The sequence below is a fragment of the Microbacterium sp. AC026 genome (assembly GCF_979258475.1).
On sequence record NZ_OZ409857.1, the window covers coordinates 2125778 to 2141597 of the forward strand.

Below are 15820 nucleotides of genomic sequence, written 5' to 3' on the forward strand. Positions count from 1 at the left end.
GTCGACATTAGGAATCGTTGCAAGGTTCCTCTTGATTTGTTTATTCTCCTGACAAATAATCGAACAAGTTCCACCGCCCCTCCGGAGATCCGGTCCATGGAGGGTTCCTCGAGCCGACCCGGCTTGAACCGATCGTCCCGCCACCGGGGGAGGCGATCACACGCACCGTCGCGTGCTGTGCTTGCGACTGTGCACCACCTACACAGTGAGGAATGCAATACACATGAAGAAGTCACTGCGATTCGGTGCTGTCGCTCTTGCGGCCACCGCCACGCTCACGCTCGCTTCGTGCGGGTTCGGCGGCTCGACAGGAGGCGGCGGAGACGCCGAGGGCGAGACGACGCTCAACCTTCTGGTCCCCAGCTACTCCGACGCCACCAAGGGCCTGTGGGAAGACGTGATCGAGGGTTTCGAGAAGGAGAACCCTGACATCACGGTCGACCTCGAGGTGCAGTCGTGGGACAACCTCGAGAAGGTCGTCTCCACCAAGATCCAGGCCGGCGAGGCTCCCGACATCTACAACGGCGGTCCGTTCGCCGGATTCGTCGGCGACGAACTGCTCTACCCGGTCGAAGACGTCGTCTCGGAGGAGACCTACTCCGACTTCCAGGACGCGTTCCTCGCGAACGCCGAGGTCGACGGCACGGCCTACGCCCTGCCGCTGATCGCATCGGCCCGTGCGCTGTTCGTCAACAACGCGCTGCTCGAGCAGGCCGGCGTCGAGGCTCCGACGACCTGGGACGAGCTGCTCGACGCTGCGACCAAGGTGTCGGCACTCGGTGGCGGCGTGGCCGGCTACGGCATGCCCCTCGGCTCCGAAGAGGCTCAGGCCGAAGCGGCCGTGTGGCTGTGGGGCGGCGGCGGATCGTTCGGCGACGCGTCCGAGATCACGATCGACACCCCCGAGAACCTCGAAGGCGCCGAGCAGATCAAGAAGATGATCGACGCCGGTGCGACGCAGGCCGACCCCGGCTCGACGCAGCGTTCGCCCCTGATGGACATCTTCATCCAGGGCAAGATCGGCATGCAGGTCGGCCTGCCGCCGACGGTCGGCCAGATCGAAGAGGGCAACCCCGAGCTCGACTACTCGATCGTCCCGATCCCGACGAAGGACGGCTCGCCCTTCACCCTCGGCGTCATGGACCAGCTGATGGCCTTCCAGAACGACGGCGACAAGCAGGAGGCGATCACCGCCTTCTTCGACTACTACTACTCGGCAGACGTGTACGTGCCGTGGGTGCAGGCAGAGGGCTTCCTGCCCGTCACCAAGTCCGGTGCCGAGCAGCTCGCCGGTGAGGAGGCGCTCGCGCCGTTCCTCGAGGTCCTGCCCGACGCGCAGTTCTACCCGTCGACGAACGAGAAGTGGTCGGCCACCGACGGCGCCTTCAAGTCGCTGTTCGGCCAGCTGCAGTCGAAGCCGGCCCAGGACGTCCTGGCCGAGATCCAGGCACAGGTCGACGCGGGCTGAGCCCCGCAGACGGAGAGGTTCGGGTATCCCATGAGCCAGACGAAAGAATCCTCGAACCTCGCGGGGGCGGCCACCGGCCGCCCCCGCACCCCGGGCCGCCGATCGGGCGCCGCCCGCGGCAAGCCGGGAGGGAAGGACCTGCTCCAGGCGCTGCCCTGGATCGCGCCCGCCCTGCTCCTCATCATCGGCGTGGTCCTGTTCCCCGCCGGGGTGATGTTCTTCAACTCCACCCGTGACATCTCCCTCTCGGGCCTCGACAAGGGCTCGGTGGGCTTCGACAACTTCGTGACCGTGTTCACGTTCGCCGAGTTCTGGCCGATCATGTTCCGCACGATCATCTGGGTCGTCGCGGTGGTGACCTTCACCGTGATGATCTCGCTCGGGCTCGCGCAGATCCTCAACAAGGCCTTCCCCGGTCGCCAGATCGTCCGCATGGCCGTGATCGTGCCGTGGGCGGCATCCGTCGTGATGACGACGATGGTCTTCTACTACAGCCTCGAGCCGTACTTCGGCGTCTTCAACAAGTTCCTCTACGACATCGGGCTCGCAGACGACGCGGTCGGCTACGGCTGGACCAAGAACCCGGCCACCGCCTTCGCCTGGTCGATCGTGATCGCGATCTTCGTCTCGCTGCCGTTCACGACCTACACGATCCTCGCGGGCCTCCAGACGGTTCCGGCCGACACCCTCGAAGCCGCGAAGATGGACGGCGCCGGCGCGACCCGCACTTACTGGACGGTCGTCGTTCCCCAGCTGCGCAGCGCCCTCGCCGTCGCGATCCTCATCAACATCATCAACGTCTTCAACTCGCTGCCGATCCTCAAGGTGATGACCGGGTCGATCCCCGGATACGGCGCCGACACGATCATGACGATGATCTTCAAGTACATCGAGCTGCAGAAGAAAGTCGACGTCGCGAGCGCACTCTCGGTCGTCGCCTTCCTCATCGTGATCGTGATCGTCGCGATCTACGTCAAGGCCGTCAAGCCCATGAAGGAGGTCTGATCATGACCCTGACCGAGACCGCCCTCGTCACCACCGCGGGCGATGACGCCGCCCCTCGCATCCCCGGACGCAAGCGCCGCTACACCGAGGACCAGGTCACGCTGCCCCGGGTCATCCTGCGCATGGCCGCCGGCATCCTGGTGCTCGCGATCTTCGTGCTGCCGTACCTGATCATGTTCTTCGGCTCCGTGAAGACGAAGTCGCAGATCCGCTCGGTCGACCCGACGTACCTGCCGATCGAGTGGCACTGGGAGAACTACATCTCGATGTGGTCGACCCCCGAGACGCCGCTGCCCTACAACCTCATCTCGACGATCATCATCGCCGTGTTCGCGACGCTGCTCGTGCTGCTGGTCTCGCTGCCCGCGGCCTACTACACCGCCCGCTTCAAGTTCCCCGGGCGCATGGTCTTCCTGTTCCTGGTGATCGTGACGCAGATGCTGCAGCCGGCCGTGCTCACCTCGGGCCTGTTCCGCCAGTTCACGGTGCTCGGACTCAGCGACACGTGGGCGGCGATGATCTTCATCAACGCCGCGTTCAACCTGTCGTTCGCGGTGTGGATCATGCACTCGTTCTTCGCGGGCATCCCGAAGGAGATCGACGAGGCCGCCCAGATCGACGGCGCGGGGCGCTTCACCGTGCTGTTCAAGATCAACCTGCCGCTCGTCTGGCCGGGCATCGTGACGGCCATCGTCTTCACGTTCGTCGCCTGCTGGAACGAGTTCGCCGCATCGCTCGTCATCCTCTCGACCGACAAGAACCAGCCGCTCTCGGTCGCATTGACCAAGTTCGTCGGTCAGTACGAGACGAGCTGGCAGTACGTGTTCGGCGTCTCGATCGTCGCGATCCTGCCCGTCGTCATCCTGTTCATGCTCATCGAGAAGCGCCTCGTCGGCGGCCTGACCGCCGGCAGCGTCAAGTAGACCTCGGGCCCGTCGCGGGGCGTCCGGTTCGCAGTTCGTGCCGCCGGGCGCACCCGCGAGCGGCACGAACTGCGACGGGAACCTCGACTCTGACGCCTACCGCGCAGGCAGCTCGACCCCGGTCGCGTCAGCGAGGGCCGCGAGGAGCCGCTCCTGGAAGGATGTGTCGTCGACGGCCGGGTGGGGTGTGCGCCGCTCGCCGTGGTGCCAGTATCCGCCGGTGACGTCGAGACGCGGCTCGGTCGCGAGGCGCTCCTGCGTCTCATGCCCGAGATCGAAGTCGTCGGGGGCGCCGGCACCGCCCATCTTGGTCGGCACCCATCCAGGATCGACCGAGTCGGCCGCGACGCGAGGCGCCCACCGTCGGGCGACCGCCGCCGACAGAGCCGTGACGAACAGCTTGCTGTCGGAATAGCCGGCCGTCGTCCGCGAGCCGTCCCAGTCGAGCTCCGTGAGATCGGTCGAGCCGCCGCGATGCATCCCGCTGCTGAGGTAGACGTGACGTGTGGGCGTGCGCAGCAGCGCGGTGAGCAGGTAGGGACTGACCACGTTGACGGGCAGGATGCCGGACCCCGAGATGACACCGGCGTTGTGGATGACCGCGTCGACCTCCGAGCCCCCGTTCAGCTCGTCGGCGACATCCCTGAGGGCACGGCGATCCGTGAGGTCGGCGATGACGAGATCGGCACCGCGATCCGTCAACGAGGAGACGGCGGCTGCTCGATCCGCGCTGCGCGCGTGGACGATCACCCGATGGCCCTGGTCGAGAAGTGCGGCGGCCGTCGCGCGGCCGAGACCGTCCGTGGAGCCCGTGACGAGGATGCGTGTCATGACCCCATCCTCTCGCGATGCTCAGCATCCTCTCCACCGACAGGAACCGACCGCTCCCGGTACTCTGGCACGGTCGACTCCGCCATCCGGCGCGGTGAGACGGGGGATCACATGACCTGGCAGGATGCGGGGCGCGTCGAAAGGCGGCCGACGGAAGACGCTCACCCCGGGTGGGGGTGGGGCGTGGTGCTGGTGCCCGTGGCCGTCGGACTCGCGGCTCTCGGGCTGTTCTTCATCCGTGAGCTCGACCCCGGGATGGGCACCGTGATCGGCGTCGCGCTCATCGCCTGGGCCGTGTCTCTCGCGATGCCGTTCTTCGTCATCGCCTGGTATGCCGTGCAGGCTGCGTGGAAGGCATCACGCGAAGAGCGCGGGCAGACGTTCGCCGCACCGTCGCACGCGCTGCGGCGCATCGGGTTCGGCATGCGCTGGAGCTTCCGCGCACGCGGCACGCTCTTCAATCCCGCGTCGTACGACGGACCCGACCTGCCGATGCTCGTCGTGGGCAAGGTGGTGCACATCCTCGCGATCGTCGTCCTGGTGATCGCCGGGCTCGTCGCCGCCCTCGTCGGGATCGCCTCGCGCTGAGCGGGATCCCGCATCCTCCGATGCGTCGTTGCCGATCCGCGAATCAGGATGCCGGAACGGATGCCGCGCGCAGCTGCGCGGGACTCCAGCGGACCCCGAGCGCGCTCGACAGCGCCACCTGTGCGACCCCGTCGAGATCGACGCGTCGGCATCCGCGAAACGCACCGGAACGTTCGCGGTGCCCGTCGCCGTGTAGTCGATCTCCGCCTGCACGAGGCCGAGGAACGGGTCTCCGAGCGCGCGCGCCGGCCCCCGATCACGACCTCTGCCGCGTCGAGCACTGCGGCGATGAGCTTGATGGTGCGCGCGAGTGCGCGTGCGCCCTCAGCCAGCTTCTCTTCATCGGCAGACGCGGCCAGCGCGGTGATCGCCTCGTCATCCATGGCGTCATCGAAGTCGTCGCCCAGCATCGCCGTCATCGACGACGCCGATTCCAGGCATCCCTGGCGTCCGCAGCGACACGCGCGCGCATTTTCGCCGAACTGCACCTGGACGTGACCGATCTCGCCCGCGCGATCGCGTGGGCCCGGTGCGAGCTCGCCGTCGAGAGTCACCGCCGCACCGATCCCGGTGCCGATGTGGATGAACAGCCGGTATCCGGACGACTCATCCTCTCGGGCCGCTTCGGCGATCGCCTCGGCATCGACGTCGTTCACGAGAAGGACGGGAACCGATAGCAGGCGCTCGAAACGCTCGGCGAGGGGCACGTCGGTCCATCCGAGCTGCACGCTCTCGAACACGCGGCGGCCGTCTGTCGTCCCGGGAAGCTGCACGCCCGCGACGAGCAGCCGTCCGGCGTATTCGGCGGCGATCTCCGTCAGCGCAGCGTCGAGCATTCGCACCCGTGATTCATCGGAGAACGCGACCCGCCGCGTCTCGACCTCGGTGCCGTCGAGCGCGACCAGAGCGATGCGCGCATCGGTCGGTCGGATCACGAGCACCAGGATGACGTGATGCTCGGCCTCGATGCTCAGCGTGGTCGCGCGTTTGCCGCCCGTGCTGGCGGCCTGCTCGCCGTCGACGACCAGCTGCAGCTCGATGAGCTCGGCGACCAGCGACGAGGCCGTCGCCGCAGTCAGGCCGGTGGCTCGGGCGATCCCCGCCCGGGTCTCGGAGCCCGGGTTGCGGAAGACCAGCTGCAGCGCCCGGCGCAGGTTCGCGCGGCGGACCGAGGCCTGGGTGTCGAGTGCGTCATCGCCGTTCAGCATGGTGCCGGTCCCGGTGCAGGAATCAGTTGACAGACCTGGTGGTTCTGCGTACCCTCGGTCATAGTTTATTCAATAAACTTAGTTCGGTCCCCGGGCGAGTGAGTGCTGCACACACTGTCACTCGCTCGGAAGGCCGGATCATCGTCCTTCGGCGGCTTCGGTGTGATGGCGGATCACTTCGGCCACGACGAAGTTGAACCACTTCTCGGCGAACTCCGGATCGAGATGCGCCTGCTCGGCGAGTGCCTTGAGCCGCGCGACCTGCTGCTCCTCGCGACCCGGATCGGATGCCGGCATCTCGTGCTCGGCTTTGAGCTGACCGACCTGCTGCGTGGCGCGGAAGCGCTCGGCGAGCATGAAGATGAGTGCGGCGTCGATGTTGTCGATGCTCGAACGCAGTCGGAGGAGTTCAGCTCGGGGGTCTTCGGCGGCGGTCATGCCCCCTACTCTACGGAAACACGCGGCAGAACGACCCCACCCTGAAGGGGGATGCCTCCCGGATGGACCCGCGCTCGGCCGCTATCGTGAGCACATGAGCCGAGAAGAGCAGGACCCGTCGAAGAGCGCGTCTGCTGCCGCATCCGAACCCTCCTCGGCACCCGACGTCGCAGCGTCGATCACCGAAGCATCCGCCGACACCCCGGGGTCCGCGAGCTCCCCCGCAGGAGACACCGCCGTTCCGGCGATCTCCCCACACACCCCGAAGACGTCGCCGGCAGTTCATCACGGGGTCGTCGAGCCGATGACTCCGAGCCGCTCGTTCTGGACGCGCATCGACCGGCCTTTCGTGTTCGGATTCCTGGTGACGATCGGCGGCCTCGCCGCCATCGTGCTCGGTCTGGCCGTCGCGAACCTGTCGACCGTGCTCATCTACATCGCCCTGGCACTGTTCGCCGCCCTGGGCCTCGACCCCACCGTGCGCTTCCTCGAGCGGCGCGGGCTGTCTCGCGCCATCTCGGTGGTCGTCGCGATCCTCGGGCTCGTGGTCGTGGCGGGTCTCGTCGTGTGGATGGTGCTCCCGGTCGTGATCGACCAGGTCGCGAGCTTCGTGCGGTCGGTGCCGGGGATGATCCAGGAGTTCACCCGCAGCGACATCTACGCGACGCTCGACGCCCAGTTCGGCGACCAGTTCCAGGACCTCGTCGCCGATGTGCAGACGTTCCTCACCGACCCGGGAAACATCGCCGCGATCGGCGGAGGAGCGCTGCAGGTCGGCGCCTCGATCGCCAACGCCATCTCGGGCATCATCGTGGTGCTCGTGCTCACGCTCTACTTCGTCGCGACGCTGCCGTCGATCAAGTCGGGGATGCTCCGTCTCGCTCCCGCACGTGACCGCGCTCGCGCAAGCGACATCACCGAGCAGATCACCGATTCCGTAGGCGCCTACGTGATGGGAATGGTCGTGCTCGCGTTCTGCAACGCCGTGCTCGCTTTCCTGCTCTATCTGTTCCTGGGCCTGCCTTTCCCGCCGCTCATGGCGACGGTCGCCTTCTGCATCACGCTGATCCCGCTCGTCGGATCGGTGATCTTCTGGATCATCGGCACGAGCCTCGCCCTGTTCACGAACCCTGTGGCAGCGCTCGTCTTCGCCCTCATCTACCTCGTGTACATGCAGATCGAGGCCTACGTCATCACCCCGCGCGTCATGAACAAGGCCGTCGCCGTTCCGGGTGCCCTCGTCGTGATCGGCGCCCTCGCCGGCGGCACGCTGCTCGGCCTGCTCGGCGCTCTCGTGGCGGTGCCGGTCGCGGCATCCATCCTCATCGTGATCAAACAGGTGCTGATACCCCGGCAGGACGCCAGGGTCTAGGCAGTCCCTGGACGCAGAAGTGCCCGGCCCCTGAAGGGCCGGGCACTTCTGCGAGGACGACTCAGGTCAGACGAGGTCGTTGTCAGCGAGCCACTTCTTCGCGATGTCCGCGGAGGACTGCTCCTCGACCGTGCTGAGCACATTGAGGGCGACGAGCTCCTCGCCGGTCAGCTTGGCGCTGATGGCGTTGAGGACATCGGAGACGTCGTCGGCGATGTCACTCGAGACGATCGGCACGACGTTCGACGAGATGATCAGGTTCTCGGGGTCTTCGAGAGCGACAATCTCCTCGGTCTCGAAAGCCGGGTCGGCGGTGTAGATGTCGGCGACCTGGATCTGCCCGGCGAGCAGCGACTCGAGCGTGGTCGGGCCGGTGGCCGAGAACGTCAGGTCGACGCCGTAGACCTCTTTGGCCTTGGCCGGGCTGTACGGACGCTGCTCGAACTCCGGAGCCGCACCGATCGTGACCTCGGAGGTCACCTTCGAGAGGTCGCCGATCGTCTTCAGGTCGTTCTCCTCGGCGAAGCTCTTCAGCACCGTGTAGGAGTCCTGATCGGTCGCCTCGGCGAAGTCGAGAGCGGTCAGGCTCTCGGGAAGAGCCTCCTGCAGCGCCGCGTAGACGTCGTCAGGGCTCGTGACGTCGACCTCGTCATCCGAGATGTACTCGAGCAGGCTGCCCGTGTACTCGGGGAAGACGTCGATGTCGCCCGACTCGACATCCGGCATGTACGCGTCACGCTGGCCGATGCTGAGCTGCTTCTCGACGTCGAAGCCGGCGGCCTCGAGCGCCTGGGCGTAGATCTCGGCGATGATCTCGTTGGAGTAGTACGCCTGCGAGCCGACGACGATCGTGTCGCCGCTGCCCGAGCTCTCACCGGAGGCGGACGGCTCGTCGAGCGGGTTGCTCGACGAGCAGGCGGACAGGGCGAGTGCAGCCGCGGCGACAAGACCGACGGCGAAGACAGAGCGCTTGCCTCGTGCTGTGAACATGGACTTCCTCTTTTCTGGAACTGCTGTGGGGGACTGCTGCTGTGTGGAACTGCGCGGTAGGGACGGAGGAGCCGGTGCGCGATCAGGCCGTGGCCGGAGCCGCGGCGGGAGCGAGGTCGCGCGACCGGCGACGGGTGGGACGGCCGGCACGGAGTCCCGCCGGCACCGCGGCGTGCTGGGCTGCGGCGAGGATCAGGTCGACGATCAGCGCCAGTGTGGCCACGAGGATCGCCCCGGCCAGCACCTGATCGAACTTCTGCAGGGGAATGCCCTGGATGATCGGCCAGCCGAGGCCGCCGAGATTCACGTAGGCGGCGATCGTGACGGTCGCGATGACCTGAAGCAGGGCTGAGCGGAGGCCGCCGACGAGCAGAGGCAGTCCGAGCGGCACCTCGACCTTCCAGAAGATCTGCCAGCCGGTCATCCCCATCGCCTTGGCCGAATCGATCACGCGGCGGTCGATCGCCTCGAGCCCCGTGTACGCGCCGGCGAGCAGCGAGGGGATCGCGAGCAGAACGAAGGTGATGATGGCCGCCTGCGGCACACGCAGCACGCCGAGCAGGAGGACGAGCAGGATCATCAGGCCGAACGCGGGAATCGCTCGCGCCGCGCCGGAGATCGCGACCGCGACCTCGCGCCCCTTGCCCGTGTGGCCGATCAGCCAGCCGATCGGCACCGCGATCACCGCGGCGATCAGCACCGAGATCACCGTCAGGGCGAGATGCTCGGCCAGCAGCTTGGGCAGCGCGTAGTTTCCCGTCCACTGCTCGGGAGCGAGCATCCAGGCGAAGGCCTCGGCGAAGAGATTCATGCCGGGGCTCCCAGCGCGATCGGCCGAGGCGCGACCTTCTTCGAGGCGGCGCGCGTCCACGGCATCAGCGCGCGACCGATCAGCAGCAGGATCAGATCGATCACGAGGGCGATGATGACCACGGCGACGACGCCCGCGAACACCTCGGCGATGATGCGCCGGTCGAGGCCGTTCGTGAACAGGTAGCCGAGGTTGGTCACGCCGATCAGGATGCCGACCGTGGCGAGCGAGATGGTGCTGACGGCCGTCACGCGGAGTCCGGCGAGGATCACCGGACCGGCGAGCGGGAACTCCACCGCCCAGAATCTGCGGAAGGCGGCGAAGCCCGTCGCCGTCGCCGCCTGGCGCACATCGTCATCGACCGAATCGAGACCGTCGGAGACCGCGCGCACCAGGATCGCGATCGCATAGATCGTGAGTGCGATGACGAGATTCGACTCGCTCCGGGCCGAATACCCGGCGACCGAGGGGAGCAGGATGAGCAGCGCGAGCGACGGGATCGTGTAGAGCAGACCGGTGAGCACGATGATCGGGCCGCGCACCAGGCGGAAACGCCACGCGACCCAGCCGAGCGGGAGCGACAGCACGAAACCGAGCACGATCGGGATGATGCTCTGACGCAGATGCACCAGAGTCAGATCGAGGATCAACCCGAGGTTGTCGGTGACCCAGTTCACGCGCCCTCGCCCTGCACAGCGCCGAGAGCGGCGGCATCCGGCCCCGCCAGGGGACCGTCGGACGTCTCGGCCGCCGCGACGATCGCGCCCTGCGTGCGCCCCTCGGAGTCGACCACGACGGTGCCGTGAGGGGTCTCTTTGAGGTGCAGGGCCCGACGCCCACGGTCGGCTCCGATGAACGAGGCGACGAAGTCGTCTGCCGGGTTCTCGATGATCTCGCTCGGGCTGCCCACCTGCACGATGCGCGCGCCCTTGTCGAGGATCACGACCTGATCGCCGAGCAGGAAGGCCTCGTCGATGTCGTGGGTGACGAACACGACGGTCTTGTCGAGCTCGTGCTGCAACCGCAGCGTCTCCTGCTGCAGGTCGGCGCGCACGATCGGGTCGACGGCGCCGAAGGGCTCGTCCATCAGCAGGATGTTCGGATCCGCCGCAAGACCGCGGGCCACGCCCACGCGCTGCTGCTGACCGCCCGAGAGCTGACTGGGATACCGGTCGGCGAGTGACTGGTCGAGCCCCACCGTCTTGAGCAGCTCACGCGCGCGCTCGTGCGCCGGACCCTTCTTCACGCCGGTCAGACGCAGCACGGTGGCGACGTTGTCGATCACCGTGAAGTGCGGCATCAGGCCGGAGTTCTGCATGACGTAGCCGATGCGGCGGCGCAGGGCGACGGGGTCGCCGCCGAGCACACTCTCGCCGTCGATCTCGACCTCGCCCGAGGTCGGCTCGACCATGCGGTTGATCATGCGCAACAGAGTGGTCTTGCCGCATCCCGAGGATCCGACGAACACCGTCGTCTTGCGGGACGGCAGCACCAGGCTGAAGTCCTTCACGGCGGTCGTGCCATCGGGGAACTGCTTGGTGACGTTGCGGAACTCGATCACGATTTACTACTCTCCGGTCGATCGATCGACGAGGCGCGCATCAGCGCCTCGACTGCGGCATACAGAGGTCATGCAGAGACCTCGACCCGCGGGTCGAAGGCGACGAAGCCCGAGAAGTCCTTGCCCACACGGTCGAAGGCGCTCGGATACGGCGTCGGATAAGACCAGGCGTAGTCGGTGTGCAGCTCGCCACCGGCCTGGACGGAGAAGTACTGGGCGGCGCCCTTCCACGGGCATGTGTACGGAGTGGGGCTCTCGACGAGCACGCCCTCCGTGATGGATGCCGGCGGGAAATACCAGTTTCCCTCGATGCGCGCGAGATCGCTCTCGTCGGCTTCGGCGATGACGGTTCCTGCGAGTACAGCCTTCATGGTCCTGCCTCCTCGGATGTGTGTTCGAGCGTATAAGACGTGTGCGACATTCGGCCGGGGGTTGTGCCGGAGGTCGTCAATGTGGGAAACAATCCTGCTCCGGGCGCGCCGATCGCGCCAGTCTCTCGTCGGTTGTTCGGAGCGGATGCCGAAACGGATGGGCCGCGCGGCGTCCGTCGTCGGCATCCGTCCGATGGGCTCAGGCCGAGTCCCTCCCGTAGGACTCGAGCAGCCGCAGCCAGATCTCGCTGATCGTCGGGTACGCCGGAACGGCGTGCCACAGGCGGGCGATCGGCACCTCGCCGACGATCGCGACCGTGGCCGTCTGCACGAGCTCGGCGACCTCGGGGCCGACGAAGGTCGCTCCGATGATCACGTCGCGCTCCTTGTCGATCACGAGGCGGGCCTGCCCCTCGAAGCCGTCCTCATAGAGGCTCGCGCCGGCGACAGAACCCAGGTCGTAATCGACGACGGCGACGTCGGTTCCGGCCTTGCGGGCCTCTGCCTCGGTATGCCCGACCGAGGCGACCTCGGGGAACGAGAAGGTCACCTGAGGGGCGCCCGCGCTGTCCGCGGTGGCGACGTGACGACCCCAGGCCGCATCGTCGACGTCCTCGCCCTTGGCGCGCGCCGCGATCACGTCGCCCGCTGCTCGCGCCTGATACTTGCCCTGGTGCGTGAGCAGCACACGACCGTTCACATCGCCGACCGCATAGAGCCAGTCGGATCCGGGAACACGCAGCGTGTCGTCGACCGTGATCCAGCGACCGGGCTCGAGACCCGCGACGTCGAGGCCGATGTCGCCGCTGCGAGGAGACCGCCCGGTCGCCACGAGGACCTCGGCAGCGGTGACCGTCGACCCGTCGTCGAGCACGATCTCGACTCCCTCGTCGCCTCGCGTCACGCTGGTCGTGCCGGTGTCGGTGCGGACGTCGACACCGAGCTCCTTCAGCCCGGCCGCGACGCGCTCCCCGGCGAACGGCTCCATCGAACCCAGCAGACCGCTGCGGGCGATGATCGTCACCGTCGAACCGAGGGCCGCATAAGCCGTGGCCATCTCGACAGCCACGACCCCGCCGCCGATCACGGCCAGCGACTCGGGCAGCTCCTCTGCGCTGGTCGCCTCGCGGCTGGTCCAGGGGGACGAGTCGCGCAGGCCCTCGATGGGCGGGATCACGGCATCCGATCCGGTGCTGATCGCGACGGCGTGGCGGGCGCGGAGCACGCGGGTGCCGCCGTCGGCATCCGTCACCGTCACCTCGCGCTCACCCGTCAGACGGCCGTGCCCGCGGGCGAGGTCGATGCCGGCGGAGTCGAGCCACTTCACCTGCCCGTCATCCGACCAGTTGCTCGTGAACGAGTCGCGGCGGTCGAACACCGCGCGCACGTCGAGCGACCCCGTCACCGCCTCGGCCGAGCCCTTGACCTTCTGCGCGGCTCGCAGCGCCTGGGCCGGACGCAGCAGCGCCTTCGACGGCATGCATGCCCAGTACGAGCACTCACCGCCGACCAGCTCGCTCTCGACGATGATCGCGGTCAGTCCGTTCTGCACGGCGCGGTCGGCGACGTTCTCGCCCACCGGCCCGCCCCCCAGCACGATCAGGTCGTAGTCGTCGGTCTTCTCAGCAGTCATGGGGTGCACCTCTCCGTCGCCCAGTCTTGCTCAAGTCCAACGTCGAGTCACGGGGTGGTTGTTCCGCGACGCGCCGTCGGGCGCGTTGCGACCTGAGTTGTGAGCGTCCGGTCAGGCACCCCGAGGCGCCACCCGAGGAGCGAGCACCGCCGCGGCGAGCGCGATGATCCCCGCGAAAGCGAACACCGCGACGAACGGGTCGCCCACCCCCGCGATGCCGGTGAACAGCACCCCGGCGATCGCGAGCGCGAGCGCGCTGCCGAACGAGTCGGCGACGGTCATCGCCGAGCTGTTGAAGCCCTGGTTCTCGGGTGCCGACATCTCGAGCGTCAGCGCGCTGGTCCGTGGGCTCATGAGCCCCATGCCCGCACCGGCGACGATCCAGGCGACGATGATCACGGCGACCGGCGCGGCGAGCACGGCGGCGACGAGCGCCAGCAGGACGCCTGCGACGACCAAGACCGTGCCGACACGCACGGCCACCGCACTCGAGAGCCGGACGCCCAAGCGTCCCTGAAGGGTGGCGGCCGCCGACCAGGCCAGCGCCCCGCCGGTGAGGGAGAGCCCCGCGATGGTCGGCGACACCGCGTAGCGGTCGGTCAGCAGGTAGGGGATGTAGACCTGAGCGCCGAAGAATCCGGCGGCGGCGAGCCCTCGCACGAGGAGCACGGAGGGAAGGCCGCGTCGGGCGCGGAGGGTTCCCGCGGGCAACAGCGCACGAACCGCGACGAGCGCCACGACGACCGCGACGGCCGCGAGAACAGGACCCGCTCCCGGCACATCGCCCACCAGATTCAGCGCGAGCACGGCGACCGCCGCGAGCACGGACCATCCGATCCGCCCGAAGGCCCATGGCGTCGTCGCATCGCCGTCGCCGTCGCCGTCGCCGGAGAGGCCCCGGAGCGCGGGGACGACCATGAGCAGCGCCGGCACCACGAGGAACACGACGCCGAGGAAGACCCAGTGCCAGCTCCACAGTTCGGTGACGGCACCCGCCACGGTCGGCCCGATGAGCGAGGGCACGACCCAGGCTGCGGCGAACCCCGCGAAGATCGCCGGATGCAGCTCGCGTGGATACACACGGGCGACGACCACATAGAGCGCCACCATCAGGCCGCCGTTGCCGAGCCCCTGTGCGAAGCGTCCCGCGACGAGCACCTCCATGCTCGGCGCGAGTCCGGCGACGACCAGACCGAGGACGAACAGCGCCACCGACGCGTAGAGGGGGCAACGGGTCCGCGGCGATCCGCCCAGTTGCCCGCAACCGCCATGCCGATCACACCGGTCGCGAGCGGACCCGCGAACGCGAGGGCGTAGAGGCGCTCGCCGGCGAGGTCGGCGCTCACCGCCGGCATGACCGTCGTGACGGCCAGGGACTCGAACGCTCCGAGGAACACGAGCGCGCACGCGCCGATCGTGATCCATGCGTAGGTGCCGCTCAGGATGCCGGTGCGGGCGTTGGCGGTCGGAACCGCACCCGTGTCGATAGTCATAGGCTCGACCGTAAAACCTCAACAATGGTTGAGGTCAAGCCGCGAACGGCGGGCGCGTCAGCGAACCGGCAGGATGTGCGTAGGCGCCGGGGCCTGCGCGAGGTGGCGGATGCCGAGCGGCGCGCCCGTGCGCTCGTCGAGGTCGATCAGCGCGACGGTGTCGGAGCGCTGCCCCGCGACCAGCAGCTTGCCGTCGTGCACGACGTGATGACGGGGCCAGTCCACGCCCGAGTCGGCGAGTGCGATCGACTCGAGAGCCTCGCCTCCCCGCGCACGCGGAGCGCGGCGATCGTGTTGCTGCCGCGCAGGGCCGTGTAGAGGAACTGCGCGTCACGGCTGCGGGCGAGTTCGGCGGGGAAGTCCACGCCGATCTCGGCGATCGGGCTCGCGAGCACCGACGACACGACAGCCCACGTGCCGTCGCGCCCGGCGCCGAGAGTGAACACCTCGCACGAGTACTCGGTCACCACGTGCAGGTGGCCGCTGGGGTGCACGACCATATGCCGGGGGCCGGTGCCGACGGGCAACACGACCTCGTGATCGAGCACCAGGCCACCCCGGTGGGTCGCCAGATCCGCACCAGGTCGAAGCCGAGATCGGTGGTCGCGATGCGCCCGTCGGCGAGGAAGGCTGCCGAGTGCGCGTGCGATGCGCGCTCCTCACCCGTCGCGGTGAGCTCGCCGGGGTACGGATCGGATGCCGCGACCGCGACTCCCGCCGGAGGCGCCGCCTCGAGCGGCTCGCCGAGGAGAGCGGCACGCAGCTCGGCTGCCTTGTTCACGGCATCCGGCACCAGGCGGCCCTGCGAGTCGATGCCGATGCGGACGACCCGGCCGTCGCCGTAGCAGCTCGCGACGAGGAACGATCCGCTCGACGAGACCGCCACGTGGCAGACGCCGTCGCCCGCGGCGACCGGCTCACCGAGCGGCTTCAGCGTCGAGTCGCCGCTGCGCGCGAACGCCTGCACTCCGGCATCCCCTTCGAGCGCCGCGTAGACGACGTCGAGCGACGGATGCTGCGCCAACCACGACGGGGAGGGGTCTGCGTGACCGCTCCCCGATACTCGAGTGCGGTGGGCGCGCTCTCGTCGCCCGCGAGCAGGCCGATGCCGTCGGCCGAGCCGTCCAT

At 68.2% G+C, this 15820-nt stretch carries 18 protein-coding genes; 4 read left to right on the forward strand and 14 right to left on the reverse strand.

The features are described from left to right. Positions 1–223 precede the first annotated feature (223 nt). From ACZZ93_RS10530 to ACZZ93_RS10540, 3 genes are read left to right on the forward strand one after another with little or no spacing between them, the layout of a single operon-like run. Complete coding sequence (locus ACZZ93_RS10530) at positions 224–1468, forward strand: extracellular solute-binding protein (RefSeq protein ID WP_056275906.1); 1245 nt, start codon at positions 224–226, stop codon at positions 1466–1468. A gap of 30 nt (positions 1469–1498) precedes the next feature. Further along, entirely contained in the window at positions 1499–2473 is a 975-nt protein-coding gene (locus ACZZ93_RS10535; RefSeq protein ID WP_053098347.1) for a carbohydrate ABC transporter permease, read from the forward strand. A gap of 2 nt (positions 2474–2475) precedes the next feature. Then, positions 2476–3396: a carbohydrate ABC transporter permease gene (locus tag ACZZ93_RS10540; protein WP_171821966.1), complete on the forward strand. Its 921-nt coding sequence runs from the start codon at positions 2476–2478 to the stop codon at positions 3394–3396. A 96-nt stretch (positions 3397–3492) separates the two neighbouring features. Here the strand turns inward: ACZZ93_RS10540 and ACZZ93_RS10545 are convergent, their stop codons facing one another. The 3 genes from ACZZ93_RS10545 to ACZZ93_RS10555 all read right to left on the reverse strand — a co-directional run bounded on the left by ACZZ93_RS10545 (position 3493) and on the right by ACZZ93_RS10555 (position 6461). After that, positions 3493–4227 carry an SDR family NAD(P)-dependent oxidoreductase gene (locus ACZZ93_RS10545; RefSeq protein WP_463511057.1) on the reverse strand — a complete coding sequence of 245 codons (735 nt, stop codon included), beginning with the start codon at positions 4225–4227 and terminating at the stop codon, positions 3493–3495. A gap of 161 nt (positions 4228–4388) precedes the next feature. Beyond that, positions 4389–6023: an ROK family protein gene (locus ACZZ93_RS10550; RefSeq protein ID WP_463511058.1), complete on the reverse strand. Its 1635-nt coding sequence runs from the start codon at positions 6021–6023 to the stop codon at positions 4389–4391. A gap of 138 nt (positions 6024–6161) precedes the next feature. Then, entirely contained in the window at positions 6162–6461 is a 300-nt protein-coding gene (locus tag ACZZ93_RS10555; protein WP_053098343.1) for a chorismate mutase, read from the reverse strand. A 94-nt stretch (positions 6462–6555) separates the two neighbouring features. Between ACZZ93_RS10555 and ACZZ93_RS10560 the strand changes: the two genes are divergently transcribed. Further along, positions 6556–7833, forward strand: coding sequence for an AI-2E family transporter (locus tag ACZZ93_RS10560; RefSeq protein ID WP_463498298.1), 1278 nt, complete (start codon positions 6556–6558; stop codon positions 7831–7833). A gap of 66 nt (positions 7834–7899) precedes the next feature. On the opposite strand, the gene ACZZ93_RS10565 is transcribed toward ACZZ93_RS10560, so the two are convergent. From ACZZ93_RS10565 to ACZZ93_RS10615, 11 genes are all read right to left on the reverse strand, one after another. After that, the gene (locus tag ACZZ93_RS10565) at positions 7900–8823 is read right to left on the reverse strand and encodes an ABC transporter substrate-binding protein (RefSeq protein WP_463511059.1); all 924 of its coding nucleotides are present in this window, start codon (positions 8821–8823) and stop codon (positions 7900–7902) included. A gap of 82 nt (positions 8824–8905) precedes the next feature. Continuing rightward, positions 8906–9634: an ABC transporter permease gene (locus ACZZ93_RS10570; protein WP_463507212.1), complete on the reverse strand. Its 729-nt coding sequence runs from the start codon at positions 9632–9634 to the stop codon at positions 8906–8908. Continuing rightward, a complete protein-coding gene (locus ACZZ93_RS10575) occupies positions 9631–10311 on the reverse strand; it encodes an ABC transporter permease (protein WP_230101098.1) in 681 nt (226 codons plus the stop codon). The genes ACZZ93_RS10570 and ACZZ93_RS10575 overlap by 4 nt, the downstream gene beginning before the upstream one ends. After that, a complete protein-coding gene (locus ACZZ93_RS10580) occupies positions 10308–11195 on the reverse strand; it encodes an ABC transporter ATP-binding protein (protein ID WP_053098339.1) in 888 nt (295 codons plus the stop codon). The genes ACZZ93_RS10575 and ACZZ93_RS10580 overlap by 4 nt, the downstream gene beginning before the upstream one ends. Positions 11196–11263: 68 nt before the next feature. After that, positions 11264–11566 carry a DUF427 domain-containing protein gene (locus tag ACZZ93_RS10585; RefSeq protein ID WP_056275888.1) on the reverse strand — a complete coding sequence of 101 codons (303 nt, stop codon included), beginning with the start codon at positions 11564–11566 and terminating at the stop codon, positions 11264–11266. A 199-nt stretch (positions 11567–11765) separates the two neighbouring features. Further along, positions 11766–13199: a dihydrolipoyl dehydrogenase family protein gene (locus tag ACZZ93_RS10590; protein ID WP_072590451.1), complete on the reverse strand. Its 1434-nt coding sequence runs from the start codon at positions 13197–13199 to the stop codon at positions 11766–11768. A gap of 111 nt (positions 13200–13310) precedes the next feature. Continuing rightward, a complete protein-coding gene (locus ACZZ93_RS10595; protein WP_463511060.1) occupies positions 13311–14411 on the reverse strand; it encodes an MFS transporter in 1101 nt (366 codons plus the stop codon). Then, complete coding sequence (locus ACZZ93_RS10600; protein ID WP_463511061.1) at positions 14309–14692, reverse strand: hypothetical protein; 384 nt, start codon at positions 14690–14692, stop codon at positions 14309–14311. The genes ACZZ93_RS10595 and ACZZ93_RS10600 overlap by 103 nt, the downstream gene beginning before the upstream one ends. Positions 14693–14749: 57 nt before the next feature. Next, complete coding sequence (locus ACZZ93_RS10605; protein WP_463511062.1) at positions 14750–14917, reverse strand: hypothetical protein; 168 nt, start codon at positions 14915–14917, stop codon at positions 14750–14752. Further along, a complete protein-coding gene (locus ACZZ93_RS10610; RefSeq protein ID WP_463511063.1) occupies positions 14839–15192 on the reverse strand; it encodes a beta-propeller fold lactonase family protein in 354 nt (117 codons plus the stop codon). Before ACZZ93_RS10610 ends, ACZZ93_RS10605 begins: the two co-directional genes overlap by 79 nt. Further along, positions 15156–15716: a lactonase family protein gene (locus ACZZ93_RS10615; RefSeq protein WP_463511064.1), complete on the reverse strand. Its 561-nt coding sequence runs from the start codon at positions 15714–15716 to the stop codon at positions 15156–15158. Before ACZZ93_RS10615 ends, ACZZ93_RS10610 begins: the two co-directional genes overlap by 37 nt. Positions 15717–15820 lie beyond the last annotated feature (104 nt).

Excerpts from the sequence above, each read along its gene's own strand:
- ACZZ93_RS10530 (WP_056275906.1), top strand. The coding sequence starts at position 224 with ATGAAGAAGTCACTGCGATTCGGTGCTGTCGCTCTTGCGGCCACCGCC.
- ACZZ93_RS10535 (WP_053098347.1), top strand. The coding sequence starts at position 1,499 with ATGAGCCAGACGAAAGAATCCTCGAACCTCGCGGGGGCGGCCACCGGC.
- ACZZ93_RS10540 (WP_171821966.1), top strand. The coding sequence starts at position 2,476 with ATGACCCTGACCGAGACCGCCCTCGTCACCACCGCGGGCGATGACGCC.
- ACZZ93_RS10545 (WP_463511057.1), bottom strand. The coding sequence starts at position 4,227 with ATGACACGCATCCTCGTCACGGGCTCCACGGACGGTCTCGGCCGCGCG.
- ACZZ93_RS10550 (WP_463511058.1), bottom strand. The coding sequence starts at position 6,023 with ATGCTGAACGGCGATGACGCACTCGACACCCAGGCCTCGGTCCGCCGC.
- ACZZ93_RS10555 (WP_053098343.1), bottom strand. The coding sequence starts at position 6,461 with ATGACCGCCGCCGAAGACCCCCGAGCTGAACTCCTCCGACTGCGTTCG.
- ACZZ93_RS10560 (WP_463498298.1), top strand. The coding sequence starts at position 6,556 with ATGAGCCGAGAAGAGCAGGACCCGTCGAAGAGCGCGTCTGCTGCCGCA.
- ACZZ93_RS10565 (WP_463511059.1), bottom strand. The coding sequence starts at position 8,823 with ATGTTCACAGCACGAGGCAAGCGCTCTGTCTTCGCCGTCGGTCTTGTC.
- ACZZ93_RS10570 (WP_463507212.1), bottom strand. The coding sequence starts at position 9,634 with ATGAATCTCTTCGCCGAGGCCTTCGCCTGGATGCTCGCTCCCGAGCAG.
- ACZZ93_RS10585 (WP_056275888.1), bottom strand. The coding sequence starts at position 11,566 with ATGAAGGCTGTACTCGCAGGAACCGTCATCGCCGAAGCCGACGAGAGC.
- ACZZ93_RS10590 (WP_072590451.1), bottom strand. The coding sequence starts at position 13,199 with ATGACTGCTGAGAAGACCGACGACTACGACCTGATCGTGCTGGGGGGC.
- ACZZ93_RS10600 (WP_463511061.1), bottom strand. The coding sequence starts at position 14,692 with ATGACTATCGACACGGGTGCGGTTCCGACCGCCAACGCCCGCACCGGC.
- ACZZ93_RS10610 (WP_463511063.1), bottom strand. The coding sequence starts at position 15,192 with ATGGTCGTGCACCCCAGCGGCCACCTGCACGTGGTGACCGAGTACTCG.